This is a genomic window from Empedobacter brevis NBRC 14943 = ATCC 43319, assembly GCF_000382425.1.
Taxonomy (GTDB): Bacteria; Bacteroidota; Bacteroidia; order Flavobacteriales; family Weeksellaceae; genus Empedobacter; species Empedobacter brevis.
This window is the reverse complement of sequence record NZ_KB908295.1, coordinates 57207-76226: the sequence shown is the minus strand read 5'-3', so window position 1 is coordinate 76226 and position 19020 is coordinate 57207. Positions and strand designations below refer to the sequence as shown.

Sequence of the window (19020 nt, the reverse complement as noted above, 5' to 3'; positions counted from 1 at the left end):
TCTGAAAATAATTTCTTTTAAAATATTGATTTCAAACGTTAGAGAAAAACGATTATTTGAAATAAATTAACAATTATCTAATGTCGTGAAATAAAATGAAATATTATTCAGATTTTTTTAAAAGATATTCAAACTTTTAACAAAAAGATAATAGAATCATTCTTTGTAAACCCTTGTTAAATCCAATAATTTAATTGGTCCCATCGAAAAATTCTTCACTTTTTTATTTAAAAACAACGTGGTTTGATCATAAAACAATGGCAGAATCGGTGCATTTTTCATCATCAAAGCATCCATTTTTTGATAGATTTTAGCACGTTCGTCCGGATTGTTAATTAAAAAAGCCTGCTCATACAATTGATCAAATTCTGCATTCTTGTAATGAGAATAATTTGGTCCTTCCGGCGCAAAGTTTTTTGAATAATACAATGACAAGAAGTTTTCGGCATCCGGATAATCAGCTCCCCAATTTGCACGGAATAATGTAAATTTACCTGTTGCTTTTCCATCTCGCATTGTTGGTCCGGGAACAACGTTTACTTTAATTGGTAAACCTAATTTTGCCATTTCCGCCGCAATATATTCGCATACATCCACATATTCTTGTACAGTAGTCAATTCTATTGGAACCATTTTTTTGTTCTCATTTTTATAGCTATTGACTAATTCGCGTGCTTTTTTAGGATTATAGGCATAACCACTCTCTGCTGAATAACCCGGTAAGCCTTTCGGAATGAATCCTCCATCCGCAGCAAACGCCTGTCCTTTCATCATATATTTTATAATCTTCTCTTTATCCACACCATAATTCAGTGCCTGACGAAGTTTTAAATCTATTGCATTTGGCGCATCAAGATAAAAACACAAATAAACTGTACTTAAATAAGGAACTTTCTGAATCATTAAAGTCGTTGAATATTTAGGATTCAAATCTCCTATTGGATTTAAAATTTCATCTTTATAAGATGGATCCAAATCAGCCATCATATCCAAATTCCCTTTGATTAATTCTAAGAATTCGGAATTTTTTTCAGGAAGAAAAGATAAATTTACGGCTTCCAAATAAGGCAAACGTTTGCCTTTTTCATCAAATTCGAAATACAACGGGTTTTTTCTAAAAACCATTTTTACATTATCTTCCCAAATCTTGAATTGAAACGGTCCCGTACCTATCGGATGCTTCAAAAATTCTTCATTTCCGTTTTGAAACAATTCTTTTGGGACAACCGAAGCATATTTCATTGAAATCAGTCCAAGAAATGCAGGATATGCTTCTTTTAATTTTATTTCAAAAACTGTATCGTTAATCGCTTTATATGAATCGATATTATTCATAATCCAACCTCCGGAACCACCAACTTTCGGATCTTTTAATCGATTAAAACTGTATTCAAAATCAGCAGCTGTTACAATACGGGTAGAATCTTTTCCAAAAGCTGCATGTTTATGGAAATAAACATCTTTTCTTAACTGAAATAAATAGGTTTTTCCATCTTGAGAAATTGTCCATGATTTTGCAAGATCTGGTTGAATCTCAAGTTTATTATCAATCTTTACCAAACTATTATAAATTAAGTTACACGCCCAATTGTTGGCTTGAGTACGTGCATTAATAGGATCTAAAGAAGAAATATTATCGTAACGATTTAATTTAAATACTTTGTTTTCATCGATTTCAATTTTCTTAGTACATGAAAATATTGAAACGAATAACATGATGTAGATAAAGTATTTAGTCATTTTGAATAGCTGATTTATTTATGTTTCAAAACTATGGATAATTTCTTAAATTTGCAGCTATGAATAATCAAACTAAAACAGTTGCATTTCATACATTGGGATGTAAACTTAATTTTTCTGAAACTTCGACGATCGCAAGAAACTTGAAAGACAATGGTTATCAGAAGGTTGAGTTTACAGATTCTGCGAATGTGTATATCATTAATACATGTTCGGTAACCGCAAATGCAGACAAAGAGTGCAGAACGATTGTAAAAAATGCAATGAAAGCAAATCCCGATGGATTTGTTGTTGTTGTAGGTTGTTATGCGCAATTGAAACCGCAAGAAATTGCGGAAATGGAAGGTGTTGATTTGGTTTTAGGAGCTGCAGAAAAATTTAATATTGCTGAATATTTAGACGATATCAATAAAAAAGAAGAAACAATTGTTCATTCTTGTGAAATTGAAGAAGCGGACTTTTATGTCGGTTCTTATTCAATTGGGGATCGTACGCGTGCATTTTTAAAAGTACAAGACGGTTGCGACTACAAATGTACCTATTGTACAATTCCTTTAGCTCGTGGTATTTCACGTTCTGACACAGTTGAAAATGTCATTAAAAATGCAAATGAAATTGCTCAGAAAGGAATCAAAGAAATAGTATTAACCGGGGTAAATATTGGTGACTATGGGAAAGGTGAGTTTGGAAATAAAAAACACGAACATACGTTCTTAGAATTGGTGCAAGAATTGGATCAAGTTCAATCCATAGAACGAATCAGAATTTCTTCTATTGAACCAAATTTATTGAAGAACGAAACAATTGAATTTGTTTCAAACAGCAACCGATTTGTTCCACATTTTCATATTCCGTTGCAATCGGGTAGCGATGAGATTTTGAAAAAAATGAAGCGTCGTTATTTATCAAATCTTTATTTAGATCGTGTAACGAAGATTCGCGAAGTCATGCCAAATGCTTGTATTGGTGTAGATGTGATTGTCGGTTTTCCGGGTGAAACAGAGGAGTTGTTTATGGAAACATATCATTTCTTGAATGAATTACCGATTAGTTATTTGCATGTCTTCACTTATTCTGAACGAGATAATACAGAAGCAATCGAGTTTGAAGGAGTTGTCGATCAAGGAGAGCGTAAACGCCGCAATAAAATGTTGAGAATCTTATCGGAGAAAAAACGCCAGGCATTTTATCAATCCCAATTAAAATCTACTCAAAAAGTTCTTTGGGAACATGATAATAAAGATGGAAAAATGTTTGGTTTTACTGAAAATTATGTAAAAGTTCAGACAGATTTTAATCCGGAATTAGTTAACGAAACACAATTGGTGGAGTTGACAAGAATCAATCACAACGGAATTGTTGAAGTAAAAATTCACGAACTGGAATTAGCAAAATAAAATTTGTAAATATTAGTTAAAAAGAAGCTCAAGTATTTTGAGCTTCTTTTTTTTGATTTACCTTTACATTTAGGAATAATAATTGTAGTTTTAAAATTAAAAATTAAAGTCATGAAAATTATACATTTTACTTTTATAATTTTGTTGTCTTTATTTGTAACAAGCTGTGGAACAGTTCAGGTGAGTACAGATTATGATAGGTCAACAAATTTCGCAACGTATAAAACTTATTCTTTTCATCAGAAAGGATTGGATAAGCTGAAAGTGAATGATCTAGATAAAAATAGATTAATTAAAGCAATTGACACACAAATGGCTACTAAAGGGTTTACAAAAGTAAATTCTGATGCAGATTTGGTGATTAATTTATTAACAAGCTCTAAAGAACAAATTTCTGTCAATAATAATGCATGGGGCTATGGGCCTTACGGATATTACGGAGGCTTTTATGGAGGTAACAGTGTTTCGTCTTATCAAGCCGGTACAATTGTAATTGATATTATTGATGATAAACGTAATATCTTGGTATGGCAAGGTGTCGGCTCTGATCTTAACCTAAGTAATATTAGTGCAAAAGCAGAAAGAATTCCTAAAGCAATTGCGGAAATTTTATCAAAGTTTCCTCCACAACCAAAACAATGATTCTGATTATTTATAATTATCAAGCTCTTCTAAGAAGGGCTTTTTTTATGAAATGAAAATTATATTAAAAAAAACTTTAATTTTGTTAAAAATATAACAATAACTTATGAAAAATTTAAAAACCAATCTATTAAGTTTATTCCTATTAAGTTTATCAACTTTTTCTTTTGCTCAAATTGAATTTGGTGTAAAAGGAGGTGTTGGACTTAGTAATACTACAGTAGTTCATGGAGTCTCAAAAGAGCGATTTGGGTTTTTAGGTGGAGCTGTTGCAAAATATCAATTGACAACAAAAAATGAAAACCACTACTTACAAGCAGAGGTATTATACACAAATCAAGGAGAATATTCATTATTTAAAGAAGGTGGAAAAAAATACAAAGCTTTCCTAAATTACATTAATGTCCCAATTATGTACAAATATTATTTTGATGATCAAGGGAAAGATTTCTTCTTAGAAGCTGGTCCGCAACTTGGTTTTAAAGTATCAGAAAAGTTTGATGATGGTGAACCTGAAAAAGATAATAATATTCCTAAATCATTTGATTTAGCTTTTAATATTGGAGGAGGTTATTCTATTGACAGAAAATACGAGATCAATTTACGCTATCAATATGGATTAATTGATACTTATGATTTTAATCGCTGGGATAATGGTACAAACAGAACCTCTTTCTTAACTTTAGGAATAACCTATTTTTTTAAATAAATTCAAACCGCTTTTAAGCGGTTTTTTTATACCTGAAACTTTCTAATAAAACTAGACGGGCGGAAACCTGTATGTTCCAAAAATGCGTCTGAAAATGTTTTTCTCGAATTAAAACCCGTTTCCTCAGCCAAAGCATCAATGGTATACTTTTTCAGATCAGGTTCATCCTTCAAACGTTTCAAGATATAACTAATTCTCAATGCATTGATATATTGATTAAAGTTTTTATCCCTTGAGCGATTGATATAATTTGAAACAATTGTACGATTTGCATTTAGTTCGGCCACTAAGTCATTCAACGAAATTTTTGGATTCAAAAATAATTGTCTTTGTTCAAAGGAAAGCAAGCTTTTTTCAAACTCACTATCTGTTCTCAGGTCTGTTTTAATTCCTTTTAATTTATCTATTTTTTTAGAACGAAGTTCTTTGGCCGTTAAATCATCAATTCGACTTAATAAATCAGCTTTCCTTCTTTGATAATTTTGATTCACTCTATACAAAAAAAATCCTCCCGAGATTACAAGTAAAGAGAATCCTAAAAAAGTAAAATTTCTAAAATTTATGTTCTTTTGTTTAAGCTGATTTCTCTCTGCTTTTAAAAAACTGTTTTCATATCTTTCATAATTTGACTTCAATACCGTTTTATCATTTGCATAAAACAAGCTATCAAAAGATAATAAGTTGTTGATAGAGGTTAATTTATCTTTTCTATTTCCATGTATTTCATCGTACTCAAGTGTTCGTTCATAGGAAAGTCGTAATTCTTCATCTACAATCCTATATTCTTTAGACATTGCAACAACATTTTTAAAATACCCTACTGCTTCATTTTCCTTTTTTTGCTGATATAAAATTTCGCCTAAGAATTGTTCTGTTAGTATATACCATTTCACATCATTTTGTTTCAAAAATGTTTTCTGTGTATGTTTCAATGTCGCAAATGCAGCTTTATAATCCTTTTTATAAAAGTCTATAATTCCCTTATTTTTTAATGCATATTGATAATTCAGTGTATCTCTTGTTTCTGACAATTCTATTTTATTGTAATATTCACTTTTTTCCAGTCGATTAAATTTACTATACAGATAAGTTAACTTCCCTAAAACAGCTAAGTAGATGCTGAAAGATTTTGGTTGATTCTTATGCTTTTTAAAATAAGTGAAACAATCTTCATACAATTGCATCGATTCTTTCAACTGATTCAAATTTTCTTTGGTTTTCGCTATCCCAAACAAAGAGGAATAAAAAAAGAAATCATCTTTTATTTCAGTAGAAATCTGATTGGAAATTGTAAAGTTTTTTAACGCATTGTTGTAATTACGCTGTTCCAAGAAGTAATTTCCTTTCTCCATGTAAGCTTCGCTCAAAACTGATTTATCATTCAACCGATAAGCAGCCGTTATGGTAGAATCAATTGTTCTTAAATTTTCTTCTATTAATTCATTGTTTTTGTGACGCAAAAACTCAGCTTTTTCTGTTTGTGTTTTTCCAAATAAATCTATTGAACTGATTATTAAGAAAATAACAAATAAAATCTTACATTTTTTATTTTCCGAAATATTAAAAACTAATCTATTGTATTTCTTTAATTTATATAACATCGTAATCAATTATCATTTCTCCCCAACTTTCTAAAAATCATTTGAAAATATCAATTAAAATTGTGTGTACAAAACTTTTAATCACCATAACCAAAAGTAAAACAATTTTTAATACCATTTTATTATGAAGTTTATACAACTTTTTTTAATTCTTTTTTCTTCTTATACTTTTGCTCAAGACATTTTTTCCATAAAAGGAAAAATCTCTTCACAAAACGAACAAGATACAATTCAAGCTGAAATTATTTTATATGATGAATTTCAAAATACAATACAAACAATTCATACCGAGAATTCTTACTTTTATTTTAAAGATCTAGAACCTAAAACATATTCAATTTCAGTTATTTACAAAAATAACATTCAAGATGAAGCCCCGTTTTATTTGGATAAAGATAAAATATTGAATTTAAAAATTAATGAATCCATTACGATAAACGAAGTTGTTCTTAATAACAGAAAGCAAACTTTCAAAATAGAAAATGGGAATTTAATCGTAGATGTAGCGAATTCCAATTTGAATAAAACAACCAATTCAACTGAACTTTTATCAAAATTACCTGGAATAATACTTGGGACAGATCGCGAGTCGTTAACTATTATAGGAAAAGGAGCTCCTTTGCTTTACTTAGATAACCAACAAGTTGATTTCACAACCATAAGCAATTTAGCTGTAGAAGACATAAAATCGGTTGAAATCATCAAAAATCCATCGGCAAAATATGAAGCAAACGGAAAGTCCGTGATCAAAATCAATTTAAGGGACAGCAAAAAAGAGGGTTTAAAATTCACTCTTCAAGAAACACTATCTTTTAAAAGAAAATTTAATAGTTACTTTAATTCAACATTACAGTTCCGAAAAAAAAGAAGTGAATTTAAATTTAATGCTGCTTATAATCAACTAAATCCTTGGGAAGGAAATGGATTTGATTATCAGATAAACGATCAAGATATTCAATCCGATTATTTCATTCAATCCCAAACCAAGCGTCCACATTTTATTTTTAATACACGTTATTTTCAGGAATTAAATGACAACGGCGATTATATCACTTTCAGCGTTAATTCGAGTTTCAGAAAAGATAAAGGATTGATTGATACCAATACAAATTACATAGAAAATGATCAAAATGAATCGATCTTAACGTTGAATCACAATGAAGATCATCGGGATTTTATTAATTCTTTGATTAATTATAATAAAAATTTACAAGCAATTGATGCGAATCTCTTAACAGGTTTACAATATACAGTTTATAACAAGGGAACCACTTATCATTTTTACAACAATATTAACGAAAATGGTGTAGAATATAATCAATCACGAGATCAAACGTATAAAATTGATGTATTTGCAGGGAAGTTTGATATTGAGAAGAAATTTGAATCTGATCAAAAAATAGAATTTGGAGGACGTTTTACTCATGCAAAAGCTGTAACGAATAATGAAACTTTCTTTCCTGATAATTTAACCGAAAAATTTATTTATCATTTCAAAGAATTGAATCTTGCAGGCTATTTCCAATACGTAAAAAGCTATGAAAAATGGGATTATAAAATTGGTTTAAGAACAGAAACCACAAATTCAAAAGGCTTCGATAAAATGAAAGGAGTAACTGATATTGACAAACAATTTATTGATTGGTTTCCAAATGCCGAAATGAATTATAAATTCGACAACAATCACAATCTAACATTTTTTTATAAACGTTCTATTGACCGGCCAAACTATAGCAATATTTCTTCAGGAAACCTGTACGGAAGTCCTTATATCGAATACAGCGGAAACTTTAATATTTTACCGACTTATGCCAATATATTTACAGTGAATTATTCGATCAAAAAATGGGCATTGAGCACCTCGTTTTATCAAAGTAAAAATCCGTTAGGTTATACATTAGTTTATGATGACATAAGAAATATTTCCACTTTTACAGCTGTTAATTTCGATAGAGAAATGAACTATTCAATAAGTTTAGATGTCCCATTCCAATCTAAATTTTGGTCTTCTCAATTTAGTTTTTCACTAAACTATACTGAAACACATGATAAAACAGCTTATTTAAGAAAATCGATCCCATATGTTTATTTGTATTCAAATCATTCATTTCAACTAGGAGAAAAGTTCAACTTTTTAATTGATGGGTATTGGTTGACAAAGCGAACAGAAGGAATTTATGAACGAAATTCTCAAATTATTGTCAATCTCGGTTTAACTAAATCGTACAAAAACTTCGATTTTACTCTTCGTTTTAACGATCTATTCAAGCAAATGGAATTCCGAGAAATTTTAAATTATAAAAAAATCAATTCCAAAAATGTATTTTTTGTGGATAACCAAGAACTTTCCATTGGGATAAAGTACAATTTCGGAAAGTTGAATCAATCAATCCTCAAAGAAAACAACGTAAATGATGATGAAAATAGAATTAAATAAAATTGAACCAAAAAAGCCATTCTTTCGAATGGCTTTTAATTTATGGATTTGTTAGAATAGTTTTTCTTGTATTACAATTCTAAAGCTCTTTTAGCATCACCTCCCATTAATACGTTTAATGGATCTTCAACACCTTCTTTAACTGCAACTAAGAATCCTACAGATTCGCGTCCGTCAATAATACGGTGGTCATAAGATAAAGCAACATACATCATTGGAGCAATAACAATTTGTCCGTTTTTAACAACCGGACGCTCAACGATATTGTGCATTCCTAAGATACCTGACTGAGGTGGGTTGATGATTGGCGTAGACATCATAGATCCAAATACACCACCATTTGTGATTGTAAATGTCCCTCCTGTCATTTCATCAACAGAAATTTTTCCGTCACGTACTTTGATCGCTAAATCTTTGATCGATTGCTCTACACCACGGAACGTTAAATTTTCTGCATTACGTACTACTGGTACCATTAAACCTTTTGGTCCTGATACTGCAACAGAAACATCAGCAAAATCAAATTTTACTTGGTAGTCACCATCAATCATAGAGTTTACATCCGGATATAACTCTAATGCACGAGTAACTGCTTTTGTAAAGAAAGACATAAATCCTAAACCAACACCATGTTTAGCTTTGAATTCGTCTTTGTATTGGTTACGTAAAGCAAAGATTGCAGACATATCAACTTCGTTGAATGTCGTTAACATTGCAGTTTCATTTTTAACAGAAACTAAACGTTGTGCAATTTTACGACGTAATGATGATAATTTTTTCTCTGATTGAGCACGAGTTCCTTGAGTAGAAGTTCCCATAGCCGGAGTAAAACGTACAGCGTCATCTTGAGTGATGCGTCCGTCACGTCCTGATCCTTTTACTTGAGAAGCATCAATGCCTTTCTCATCTAAAACTTTTTTAGCAGCTGGAGATGGAGTTCCCGTAGCATAAGTTGCGGCTGGAGCAGCAGGTGCTGGAGTAGCAACCGGAGCTGGAACAGCTTTTACTTCTTCTTTAACTTCAGCCTTAGGAGCTTCCGCAGCTGGTGCGCTACCTCCTTCTGGTCTTGGAGCATCCGTATCAATAAGACAAACAACTTGTCCTACTTCTACAACATCACCTTCTTCAGCTTTTAAAGTAATAATTCCACTTTCTTCTGCTGGCAATTCTAATGTCGCTTTATCTGAGTCAACCTCTGCAATTGCTTGGTCTTTTTCTACGTAATCACCGTCTTTTACTAACCACGTAGCGATCTCTACTTCTGTGATTGATTCCCCTGGTGATGGGACTTTCATTTCTAACATATCTATTAGCTTTATTTTTTAATTGAATACTTTATTAATTACCTCTTCGTAAATTGCAGCCCAACGTTTGCTTGAACCTGGTGCTGTGGCAGCACTTTCTGCTGGAGAAACGACGTCGAATGGATATTTTCTTAATTTACGTAAGATGTACATCCAAGCTCCCATATTTTCTGGTTCTTCTTGCGCCCAAACCAATTTAGCATTACCAAATTTAGAGATGATTGCATCTACTTTTTCTTCGTTCAATGGGTATAGTTGCTCTAAACGAATAATTGCAGTTTCTGTATCTCCTAACTCCTGGCGTTTTTTGTCTAAATCGTAGTAGATTTTCCCTGAACAGAATACTACTTTTTTCACTTTTTTCGCATCTACAGTTACATCTTCGATGATTTCTTGGAATCCTCCATTTGCAAAGTCTGCTAATGATGATACAGCTGATGGATGACGTAATAATGATTTTGGAGACATTACAACCAATGGTTTACGGTAATCTGTTACGACCTGTCTTCTTAAAGCATGGAAGAAGTTGGCTGGAGTTGTGATGTTAGCAACAAACATATTGTTACCGGCACACATTTGTAAGAAACGCTCTAAACGTGCTGAAGAGTGCTCTGCTCCTTGTCCTTCATATCCATGAGGCAATAACATTACTAAACCGTTTTGTAATTTCCATTTATCTTCTGCTGCAGAAATATATTGGTCGATTACAATTTGCGCTCCATTCACGAAATCTCCAAACTGAGCTTCCCAAATAGTTAACGCTTTCGGATTTGCCATTGCATAGCCATAATCGAAACCTAAAACTGCATATTCAGATAATAATGAGTTATAGATTCTTAATTGACCTTGATCATTATTGATATGGTTTAATAAGATAATTTCTTCTTCTGTGTCTTCAGTTTTTACAACCGCATGACGGTGAGAGAATGTTCCACGTTCTACATCTTCTCCAGAAACACGTACATTACGTCCGTCTGTTAAAATAGAACCGAAAGCTAAAGCTTCTCCTAATCCCCAGTCGATTTTATCTTCATCAATCATTTTTCCACGCCCTTCAATTAAACGAGAAACTTTTTTGATTAATTTTTTACCTTCTGGTACTGTAGAAACAGCTTTTGCAATTTCTCTTAATTTCGCTTCGTCGTAAGCCGTATTCGCTTGTTCAAAAACTTTAGCATCATCAGCAATTTCAAATCCTTCCCACTCTTCCGGCATGAAAGGGAAAATGTGATTACGCTCTATTTCTTTAGAAGCTTCGAAGTTTGTTTCTAATAAAGCTTTAAATTCAGCTTCCTTTTGTTTTACAATCTCTTCTCCTATTACACCTTCTTTCAATAATTTATCCTTGTAAATTTCACGAGGATTTGGGTGTTTAGAGATGATGTTATATAATTTTGGTTGAGTGAATTTTGGTTCATCACCTTCGTTATGTCCATATTTACGGTATCCTAATAAATCGATGAATACATCAGAACCGAATTGTGCACGATAATCTGCTGCAAAACGGAAAGCATGAACCACCGCTTCTACATCATCAGAATTCACATGCATTACAGGAGATAATGTTACTTTTGCAACATCTGTACAATAAGTAGACGTACGTGCATCTAAATAGTTTGTTGTAAATCCGATTTGGTTATTTACCACAACATGTACTGTACCACCTGTTTTGTATCCGTCTAATCCTGCCATTTGAACAACTTCATATACGATTCCTTGTCCAGCTACAGCAGCATCACCATGAATTAAAATTGGAATGATTTTAGAATAATCATCTTTGTAATCTTCCTCTGCTTTAGCTCGTGTAATTCCTTCCACAACTGCATCTACAGTTTCTAAATGAGAGGGGTTTGGAGCTAAATTGATTAAGATCTCTTTTCCATTCAATGCTTTGATATGATTTGACGATCCCATATGATATTTAACATCACCGGCCATTAAATCTGTATCAAAAGCTTTTCCTTCAAATTCTGAAAAGATTTGAGAGTATGATTTCCCAAAAATGTTAGCCAGAACATTCAAACGTCCACGGTGAGCCATCCCTACAATAACTTCTTGTACTCCGTGATCAGCAGAACGGTTAATCAATGTATCCAAAGCAGGTATCAAAGATTCATTTCCTTCTACTGAAAAACGTTTTTGACCGACATATTTTGTATGCATAAAGCTTTCAAAAGCAGTAGCTTCATTCAACTTTTCTAATACACGTTCTTTTTCCTCTTTTGATAATTTTGGTTGATTCAAATTTTGGTTTAACCAATTCTGAATCCAATTAATTCTTTGAGGTTCTCTTACATACATATACTCGATTCCGATAGATTCGCAGTACATGTTCTCTAAGTGTCCAATGATTTCACGTAAAGTGATTGGTCCACCAATACCTAAAATTTCTCCAGCGTTGAATGTTAAATCTAAATCAGCATCTGTCAAACCAAAGTTTTTGATGTCTAATGAAGGTTCAAAAGTTCTACGAGCTCTAACAGGGTTAGTCTTCGTAAACAAATGTCCACGAGTACGGTAAGCATCAATCAAATTGATGACTTTAAACTCTTTTTGAACATTGTCTGGAACTTGAGAAACAACAGCTGGATTAACTACTGCTTGTGTTGGTTGACTACCTTTGCTTGAAGCTGCTTTTGGTGCTGGTGCAAATAATGGTTCTCCATCATATGTTGCATTCGCAAAATCATAACCTTGGAAAAAAGCTTTCCAACTTGGTTCAATACTATCCGGATATTGGACGTATTGATCATATAAGTCGCCTATAAACTCTAAATGAGCGGCATTTAAAAACGAAAAACGATCCATAAATTTTACTCTCTATGAGATTTAGCTACAAAAATAAACTATTTAGGGCTTTAAAAAAAATTACTTTCATCATATTTATCTTATCTCGCCATAAAAATATATTATAGTCAAATAATGATTACATTTGATATAAATTTAAGAAAGATTTTACATTTAGATGAGAAATTTTCTAACAAAAAAAATAAATAAACGCTGGATTGGCTTCTTTATAATTTTCGTAATTTTTGCCATTACATTGTGGTCGAGTAACAAAATTGTACAAGAACTAAAACGTGAAGAACACAAGCGCGTAGAGAATTATGCAAAATCGTTGGAGTTGATTAGCTCATCAGAATTTTTGGACTCTAAGACGCAAGATTTTTTATTCAAATTAATTGAAGACAACAAATCTATTCCGGTGGCTCTTGTCGATGAAAAAGGAACTATTGCAGATACTAAAAATATTGACGAATCGATTGTAAAAGATTCTGCTCAATTGAAAAAGTATGTCAACAAAATGAAAACAACAGAACAGAGCATAGAAGTTGAACTGATTGGAACTAAAAATTATGTCTATTTCAAAAACTCTACATTATTAAATCAGCTGCAATATTACCCGCTTATTATTATTTTACTCATCCTTTTATTTTTCGGCTTTTCATATTGGTATTTCAAAACGATTCGCGACACAGAAAAAAGTTATTTGTGGGCAGGTATGGCAAAGGAGACTGCTCATCAAATTGGGACTCCACTCTCATCCTTAATGGGTTGGATCGAATTATTAAAATTAGAAGATATTGATCAAACTTCTGTTGTCGAAATTGAAAAAGATGTTGACCGACTGAAACATATTGCCGAACGTTTTTCTAAAATTGGCTCTACTTCCGAATTAAATCAAACAGATTTAATTGTGACATCGAGACATACTATAAATTATATTTCGCAACGAATTTCAAAAGGAATTGAAGTGAATTTTAAAGCCGATGTCGAAGAATTCAACATCAACCTCAACGCTTCCTTGTACAGTTGGGTCATCGAAAATCTCATGAAAAATGCTGCTGATGCTATGCAAAATAAAGGGGTGTTAGATATTGTCATTACAACAACGAATAAGTTTGTTGAAATCTCTATGACAGATACGGGATCCGGAATTCCAACTAAATTACAAAAAAAGATCTTCGAACCCGGATTTACAACCAAAAAACGTGGTTGGGGATTAGGTTTATCATTGGCTAAACGTATTATTGAAGAATATCACAAAGGAAAAATATTTGTTGCCAAATCATCCAAAGAAACAGGAACTGAGTTTAAGATTTTGTTGAGGAAATAGTTAATGCTAATAAATTGAAAGATAAAAATCATTTGATTTCATTGAAAGTGAAATATTGTAGTTGTTCAAATCCTCTTTCGTATTGTTTAATATTTTAGAAAAGACTAAAACAAGATCTTTATTATCAAATTCAGAATAAGAAACATTTTTAATCTGATCTTTCTTTGACAAATTAATTTTCAATACTATTTTTTCTTGAGGAATAATCCCATTTTCGAACATGAATTTATCTTGATAATAATGAATGTAAATTATTCAACTTACAGATATTTTTCATTTTAGTAAAAATATATTTTATCCCCCCTTCACTCCAATATAAATCTCAATTTCGGCATCCATAGGATTTTGTGCTTTATCGGTGTACAATTCATAATCATAATTATAGGTACGATTTAGATTTATATCATCATTCCAAATTTCTGTCCACGTCTTCCCTACTGCTTCATGTAATTCTCCTTTGGCAATGTATTTTTTGAATGTTTGCGGTTGAAATTCTCTTCCTACCATTCCTTGTGGAATTTCATCCAACGAAGCAACTTCTAAACCAATTATAGTCGTATATTTTCCTGTAAAATCACTTTCATAATCAGTGTAAACAGCATAAATATTAGAACTAATTGCATTCGGAATCTTAGCAATTAAATTCTCACCAAAAAATCGACGCCACAACTCTCCTAAATCTTTAATTGCTTGACCATTATTGTTAGATGTCTGCGTAGTAATGCCTATAATTTTTAATGTATTCATCTATATTGTTCTTTTTAAAATCCTAGAATCATTTTTGCGATTGAGAAATAAATCAACAATCCGAAGATATCATTACTTGTTGTAATAAATGGTCCTGTAGCAATTGCCGGATCGACACCATATTTATGTAACATAATGGGGATAAATGTTCCGATCAAACTAGCTAAAATCATGACAATAACCAAAGCCAAGACAATAGTTGAAGAAATCTCATAACTTGTACTCATTAAAAAATGTGTTGCCAATAACAAAACCAACGCTAATAATGTACTGTTAAGCAAAGCCAATAACATTTCCTTTCCTAATCTTTTCCAAATAGATCCTGTGATGTTACTATTTGCCAAACCTTGTACAATAATAGCAGATGATTGTACCCCAACATTACCCGCCATCGCAGCTACGAGCGGTGTAAAAAAGAATAATTGCGGATATAAATTCATTGCATCACTAAAACTTTGTGAAACATTTACCGCAACAAAACTTCCTACCAAAGCTAATAAAAGCCAAGGTAACCGAGCCCTTGTCAATTTCAAAATACTATCATCTGAATCCACATTTTGCGTAATCCCGGCAGCCAATTGGTAATTTTCTTCAGCTTCTTCTCGAATCACATCAATGACATCATCCACTGTAATCACTCCGACCAAACGCATTAATTCGTCTACTACAGGTACCTCATACAAATCATATTTTTCAATCACTTTCGCCACTTCCATATCTTTTGTATAGGTCTTGACATATTGAATTTTATCGTTGTAAACGTCCGCTACTTTAGTATTGGCTGAAGTTGTCAATAATCGTTTCAAACTCAGCGTTCCAAGCAATTTATCCTCTTCATCGACAACATAAATCGAAAAAACTTCTTCAAAATCTTCCGCTTGTTTACGCATTTGTTTAACGGCTGTAATCACGGACCAATCTTTGTTCACTTTAATCAGCTCTTTTCCCATCAAACCACCGGCCGTATCTTCATCGTAACGTAAAAGATCTACAATTTCTCTGGCATGTTCCTGATCTTCTAATTGCGCAATTACCTGGTCTTTTTTCTCGTCTGAAAGCTCATTGATGACATCTACGGCATCATCCGTGTCCATCTCGTTAATGACATCCTCCGCAATTTCCTTCGCTGTAAGTGTTTTCAGAAATTTACGACGGTCATCCTCTTCCAATTCAAGAAGAATGTCTGCTGAAATTTCATTATCAAGTAAATCAATTACAAAAGATTGCTCCCTGGTCGAAAGTTCATCAAACAATTCGGCAATATCGGCAGGGTGCAAATCTTGCAACATTTCCTTTACCTCTTTTGCATTTTGTTCGTTTATTCTTTCCGTTAAAAGTTCAATAAAATCTTTTGTAATTTTTACCTCCATAATCTACTTCATTCTTTTCGTTAGTTCAATAAAATCTTCTACAGATAACTGTTCTGCACGCATATTCAAAAACTCGTGGCCATTCAAATCTTCAGGAATTCCCAAAGCTTTCAATGAATTACGAAGTGTTTTTCTTCTTTGTCCAAAACCGGCTTTTACCACTTGAAAAAATCTTTTTTGTTCAACTCCTTCAATTTCTGTTCGGTAACGTTTCATAATAATCACCCCTGATTTTACTTTTGGTGGTGGTGTAAAAACATGTTCCGGAACTGTAAACAAATACTCACAATGATAATATGCCTGTGCTAATACAGAAAGTATACCATAGTCTTTTGTTCCTTTTTTAGAAGCAATTCGTTCGGCAACTTCTTTTTGAAACATTCCACATACTTCAGGAACATTGTAACGTTCCTCTAACGCTTTAAAAATAATCTGTGACGATATATTATACGGAAAATTCCCTAAAATAGCAATTTGCTCATCAAACTTTGAGGCAAAATCCATTTTTAAAAAATCTTCGGAGTGTATTTTAAATCCCGGGTAAAATGGTTGATAATACTCTTTCAAATATTCGACCGATTCTGTGTCAATTTCTACAACTTCTATATTTTTCTTCGCTTGTAAAATATATTTTGTCAACACGCCCATTCCCGGCCCAATCTCTAATACACGTTCATATCCTTGCCAAGTTAAACCTTCGGCAATGTCTCGTGCAATATTTTCATCATTTAAAAAATGCTGACCTAAATGTTTTTTAGCTTTTACTTTCAAAAATTCTAAATTTTAAGTTTTCTTTAACCAACTTACCGTAGAATATATATTGGAATATCTTTCTTGCGAAATAAGTTTTTTTTATCTTAGCCCCAAAATTAACCCAAATGTCAAAAACGAACGATAAATTTGAGAAAAAAAGACTGCGATCTTCAAATATCACTGTTGTGATTAGTATTTCGCTTGTTTTATTTCTATTAGGTATTTTCGGCTTAATTGTCATTAATGCACAAAGTTACGCAGAACATCTAAAAAGAGAATTAAAAATCGAGGCATATTTTAAAGATGTCGAAGATCCAAAATTAAAAGATAAGGAACTTGATTTACAAAAATCTTATATCGATTCGTTGAAAGTTAAATATCCTTTTGTTGAAGCGACACAGTATATCAGCAAAGAGGATGCCGCTAAAATTGCAAAAAAGGATTTAGGAACAGATGGAAGTGATTTCTTCGAAGAAAGCATCTTCCCTGCTTCAGTTCAAATTACCTTGAATCCTGCATTAATTCAATCAGTTGAACAGATTGATTCCATTAATAAGGTATTGGCTAAAAATCAAATTATAGATGAAGTAAAGAGTGATAAAGAAGCAATGGTAACGATTTACCACAGCATTAATAAAATTACATTCTGGATCATGATATTTGCCGTTATCTTCCTGGTTATTGTTGTGGTCTTAATCAACAACTCGATCCGATTGAAAATTTATGCAAAACGTTTCAGCATCAAAACAATGCAATTAGTTGGTGCACGCAGACGTTTTATTGTAAAACCTTTCTTGATAGAAGCCGCTATTTTAGGTTTCTTCGCGGCTTTTGTTGCAGTAATCGGCTTAGGTTTTCTATGGTATATTTTAGCAACAAAAGTAGGCTTAGTACTTTGGAATCCTAACTTTACTCCGTTAATTCTTGTTCTTATCGGAATTGGAGTTATCATTGCAGTATTCAGTACATTATTTGCTGCATGGCGTTATTTAAGATTAAAAACTGATCAACTTTACTAATGAAATCAAACACAATCGATACAACAAAAAAATCAGCATCTACAAATGATGCTGGTTTTACTTTTTTATTCGGAAAAAGAAATTACATTTTCATGGCAATTGGTGTTGCCTTAATCGGTCTTGGATTTCTATTGATGACAGGACACGATGCTAACACAAGACCGGATGGGACTTGGGACGCAAATTATTGGAATGAAGAAATTTATTCATTTCGCAGAATTCGATTAGCTCCATTTTTAGTTGTCGTTGGTTTCATCATCGAAGTTTATGCCATTTTAATCAATCCGAATAAAGAAAAATAATGAACACTTTACAAGCAATTATCATTGCTATTATAGAAGGTCTTACAGAATATTTGCCAATATCTTCCACTGCTCACATGGGATTCACAGCTGCGTTGATGGGAATGCCGGAAAGCGAGTTTTTAAAAATGTTTCAGGTTTCTATTCAATTTGGAGCCATTTTGTCAATCGTCGTTTTATATTGGAAAAAATTCTTTGACTTCAAAAATTTCAATTTCAATTTTTATATCAAATTAGCTTGTGCTGTTGTACCTGCTCTTATTTTAGGAAAATTATTTGATGATAAAATTGAAGCGGTATTAGGAAATCAAGTGGCCATTTCCGGAATGTTGGTTTTTGGTGGAATCATTTTATTATTTGTAGACAAATGGTTTAAAAACCCAAAAATTGATGACGAAAAAGAAATCACCTTAAAAAAAGCTGTTATTATTGGCTTTTGGCAATGTTTGGCTATGATGCCTGGTACATCTCGTTCCGCAGCCTCAATCATTGGAGGTATGACACAAGGATTAACACGTAAAGCCGCTGCAGAGTTTTCTTTCTTTTTAGCGGTTCCTACCATGTTGGCTGTTACAGTATATTCAATTTTTGTAAAAACCTGGGGAGAAACTACCGGCAATCCAATGAAAGGTTACGAAATGATTTTACAAGATCAACATCATATTACTTTATTTATCATTGGAAATGTTGTGGCTTTTATTGTGGCCTTAATCGCTGTTAAAACTTTTATTGCTGTATTGACTAAATACGGATTCAAATTTTGGGGTTGGTACAGAATTATCATTGGAATTATCTTATTGTTTTATTTTTGGAACAATCCATCTCAAACAGAAAAAGACAATGCTTCTTCAGTAGAAACTACCATGATTCAGCACAAATAAA

The 19020-nt window shown here is 32.3% G+C and carries 15 protein-coding genes; 8 read left to right on the top strand and 7 right to left on the bottom strand.

Features of this window, described 5'->3' with window-relative positions; translation table 11 throughout:
- Nucleotides 1-156: 156 nt before the first annotated feature.
- Nucleotides 157-1740, bottom strand: a complete 1584-nt coding sequence (locus tag H277_RS0108925; RefSeq protein WP_051094540.1) for an ABC transporter substrate-binding protein — start codon at nucleotides 1738-1740, stop codon at nucleotides 157-159.
- 59 nt (nucleotides 1741-1799) lie between these two features.
- Here H277_RS0108925 and mtaB point away from each other — a divergent pair, with 59 nt between their 5' ends.
- From mtaB to H277_RS0108910, 3 genes are all read left to right on the top strand, one after another.
- Nucleotides 1800-3137 carry a tRNA (N(6)-L-threonylcarbamoyladenosine(37)-C(2))-methylthiotransferase MtaB gene (gene mtaB, locus H277_RS0108920; protein WP_019975242.1) on the top strand — a complete coding sequence of 446 codons (1338 nt, stop codon included), beginning with the start codon at nucleotides 1800-1802 and terminating at the stop codon, nucleotides 3135-3137.
- Nucleotides 3138-3248: 111 nt separating this feature from the next.
- Nucleotides 3249-3779 (top strand): DUF4136 domain-containing protein, encoded by a 531-nt coding sequence (locus H277_RS0108915; RefSeq protein ID WP_019975241.1) that lies wholly within the window; start codon nucleotides 3249-3251, stop codon nucleotides 3777-3779.
- Between the two features lie 106 nt (nucleotides 3780-3885).
- Complete coding sequence (locus H277_RS0108910) at nucleotides 3886-4488, top strand: porin family protein (protein ID WP_019975240.1); 603 nt, start codon at nucleotides 3886-3888, stop codon at nucleotides 4486-4488.
- Between the two features lie 26 nt (nucleotides 4489-4514).
- On the opposite strand, the gene H277_RS0108905 is transcribed toward H277_RS0108910, so the two are convergent.
- Complete coding sequence (locus H277_RS0108905; protein ID WP_019975239.1) at nucleotides 4515-6089, bottom strand: helix-turn-helix domain-containing protein; 1575 nt, start codon at nucleotides 6087-6089, stop codon at nucleotides 4515-4517.
- A gap of 124 nt (nucleotides 6090-6213) precedes the next feature.
- Here H277_RS0108905 and H277_RS0108900 point away from each other — a divergent pair, with 124 nt between their 5' ends.
- Nucleotides 6214-8526: an outer membrane beta-barrel family protein gene (locus H277_RS0108900; protein ID WP_019975238.1), complete on the top strand. Its 2313-nt coding sequence runs from the start codon at nucleotides 6214-6216 to the stop codon at nucleotides 8524-8526.
- Nucleotides 8527-8597: 71 nt separating this feature from the next.
- Here the strand turns inward: H277_RS0108900 and odhB are convergent, their stop codons facing one another.
- Nucleotides 8598-9830 (bottom strand): 2-oxoglutarate dehydrogenase complex dihydrolipoyllysine-residue succinyltransferase, encoded by a 1233-nt coding sequence (odhB, locus tag H277_RS0108895; RefSeq protein ID WP_019975237.1) that lies wholly within the window; start codon nucleotides 9828-9830, stop codon nucleotides 8598-8600.
- Nucleotides 9831-9848: 18 nt separating this feature from the next.
- A complete protein-coding gene (locus H277_RS0108890; protein WP_019975236.1) occupies nucleotides 9849-12638 on the bottom strand; it encodes a 2-oxoglutarate dehydrogenase E1 component in 2790 nt (929 codons plus the stop codon).
- 157 nt (nucleotides 12639-12795) lie between these two features.
- On the opposite strand from H277_RS0108890, the gene H277_RS0108885 reads away from it, so the two are divergent.
- Entirely contained in the window at nucleotides 12796-13947 is a 1152-nt protein-coding gene (locus H277_RS0108885) for a sensor histidine kinase (protein WP_019975235.1), read from the top strand.
- Nucleotides 13948-14241: 294 nt separating this feature from the next.
- On the opposite strand, the gene H277_RS0108875 is transcribed toward H277_RS0108885, so the two are convergent.
- From H277_RS0108875 to rsmA, 3 genes are read right to left on the bottom strand one after another with little or no spacing between them, the layout of a single operon-like run.
- Complete coding sequence (locus tag H277_RS0108875; RefSeq protein WP_019975233.1) at nucleotides 14242-14694, bottom strand: GyrI-like domain-containing protein; 453 nt, start codon at nucleotides 14692-14694, stop codon at nucleotides 14242-14244.
- Nucleotides 14695-14708: 14 nt separating this feature from the next.
- Nucleotides 14709-16064: a magnesium transporter gene (gene mgtE, locus H277_RS0108870; RefSeq protein ID WP_019975232.1), complete on the bottom strand. Its 1356-nt coding sequence runs from the start codon at nucleotides 16062-16064 to the stop codon at nucleotides 14709-14711.
- A 3-nt stretch (nucleotides 16065-16067) separates the two neighbouring features.
- Nucleotides 16068-16835: a 16S rRNA (adenine(1518)-N(6)/adenine(1519)-N(6))-dimethyltransferase RsmA gene (rsmA, locus tag H277_RS0108865; RefSeq protein ID WP_019975231.1), complete on the bottom strand. Its 768-nt coding sequence runs from the start codon at nucleotides 16833-16835 to the stop codon at nucleotides 16068-16070.
- A gap of 107 nt (nucleotides 16836-16942) precedes the next feature.
- Between rsmA and H277_RS0108860 the strand changes: the two genes are divergently transcribed.
- Genes H277_RS0108860 through H277_RS0108850 form a run of 3 tightly spaced genes read left to right on the top strand, consistent with a single transcriptional unit; the run spans nucleotide 16943 to nucleotide 19019 of the window.
- A complete protein-coding gene (locus H277_RS0108860) occupies nucleotides 16943-17836 on the top strand; it encodes a cell division protein FtsX (protein ID WP_019975230.1) in 894 nt (297 codons plus the stop codon).
- Nucleotides 17836-18138, top strand: a complete 303-nt coding sequence (locus tag H277_RS0108855) for a DUF3098 domain-containing protein (RefSeq protein ID WP_019975229.1) — start codon at nucleotides 17836-17838, stop codon at nucleotides 18136-18138. The genes H277_RS0108860 and H277_RS0108855 overlap by 1 nt, the downstream gene beginning before the upstream one ends.
- Entirely contained in the window at nucleotides 18138-19019 is an 882-nt protein-coding gene (locus H277_RS0108850) for an undecaprenyl-diphosphate phosphatase (RefSeq protein WP_019975228.1), read from the top strand. Before H277_RS0108855 ends, H277_RS0108850 begins: the two co-directional genes overlap by 1 nt.
- Nucleotide 19020: the final 1 nt, after the last annotated feature.

Coding starts and splice junctions, on each gene's coding strand:
- H277_RS0108925 (WP_051094540.1), bottom strand. CDS start 1,740: ATGACTAAATACTTTATCTACATCATGTTATTCGTTTCAATATTTTCA.
- mtaB (WP_019975242.1), top strand. CDS start 1,800: ATGAATAATCAAACTAAAACAGTTGCATTTCATACATTGGGATGTAAA.
- H277_RS0108915 (WP_019975241.1), top strand. CDS start 3,249: ATGAAAATTATACATTTTACTTTTATAATTTTGTTGTCTTTATTTGTA.
- H277_RS0108910 (WP_019975240.1), top strand. CDS start 3,886: ATGAAAAATTTAAAAACCAATCTATTAAGTTTATTCCTATTAAGTTTA.
- H277_RS0108905 (WP_019975239.1), bottom strand. CDS start 6,089: ATGTTATATAAATTAAAGAAATACAATAGATTAGTTTTTAATATTTCG.
- H277_RS0108900 (WP_019975238.1), top strand. CDS start 6,214: ATGAAGTTTATACAACTTTTTTTAATTCTTTTTTCTTCTTATACTTTT.
- odhB (WP_019975237.1), bottom strand. CDS start 9,830: ATGTTAGAAATGAAAGTCCCATCACCAGGGGAATCAATCACAGAAGTA.
- H277_RS0108890 (WP_019975236.1), bottom strand. CDS start 12,638: ATGGATCGTTTTTCGTTTTTAAATGCCGCTCATTTAGAGTTTATAGGC.
- H277_RS0108885 (WP_019975235.1), top strand. CDS start 12,796: ATGAGAAATTTTCTAACAAAAAAAATAAATAAACGCTGGATTGGCTTC.
- H277_RS0108875 (WP_019975233.1), bottom strand. CDS start 14,694: ATGAATACATTAAAAATTATAGGCATTACTACGCAGACATCTAACAAT.
- mgtE (WP_019975232.1), bottom strand. CDS start 16,064: ATGGAGGTAAAAATTACAAAAGATTTTATTGAACTTTTAACGGAAAGA.
- H277_RS0108860 (WP_019975230.1), top strand. CDS start 16,943: ATGTCAAAAACGAACGATAAATTTGAGAAAAAAAGACTGCGATCTTCA.
- H277_RS0108855 (WP_019975229.1), top strand. CDS start 17,836: ATGAAATCAAACACAATCGATACAACAAAAAAATCAGCATCTACAAAT.
- H277_RS0108850 (WP_019975228.1), top strand. CDS start 18,138: ATGAACACTTTACAAGCAATTATCATTGCTATTATAGAAGGTCTTACA.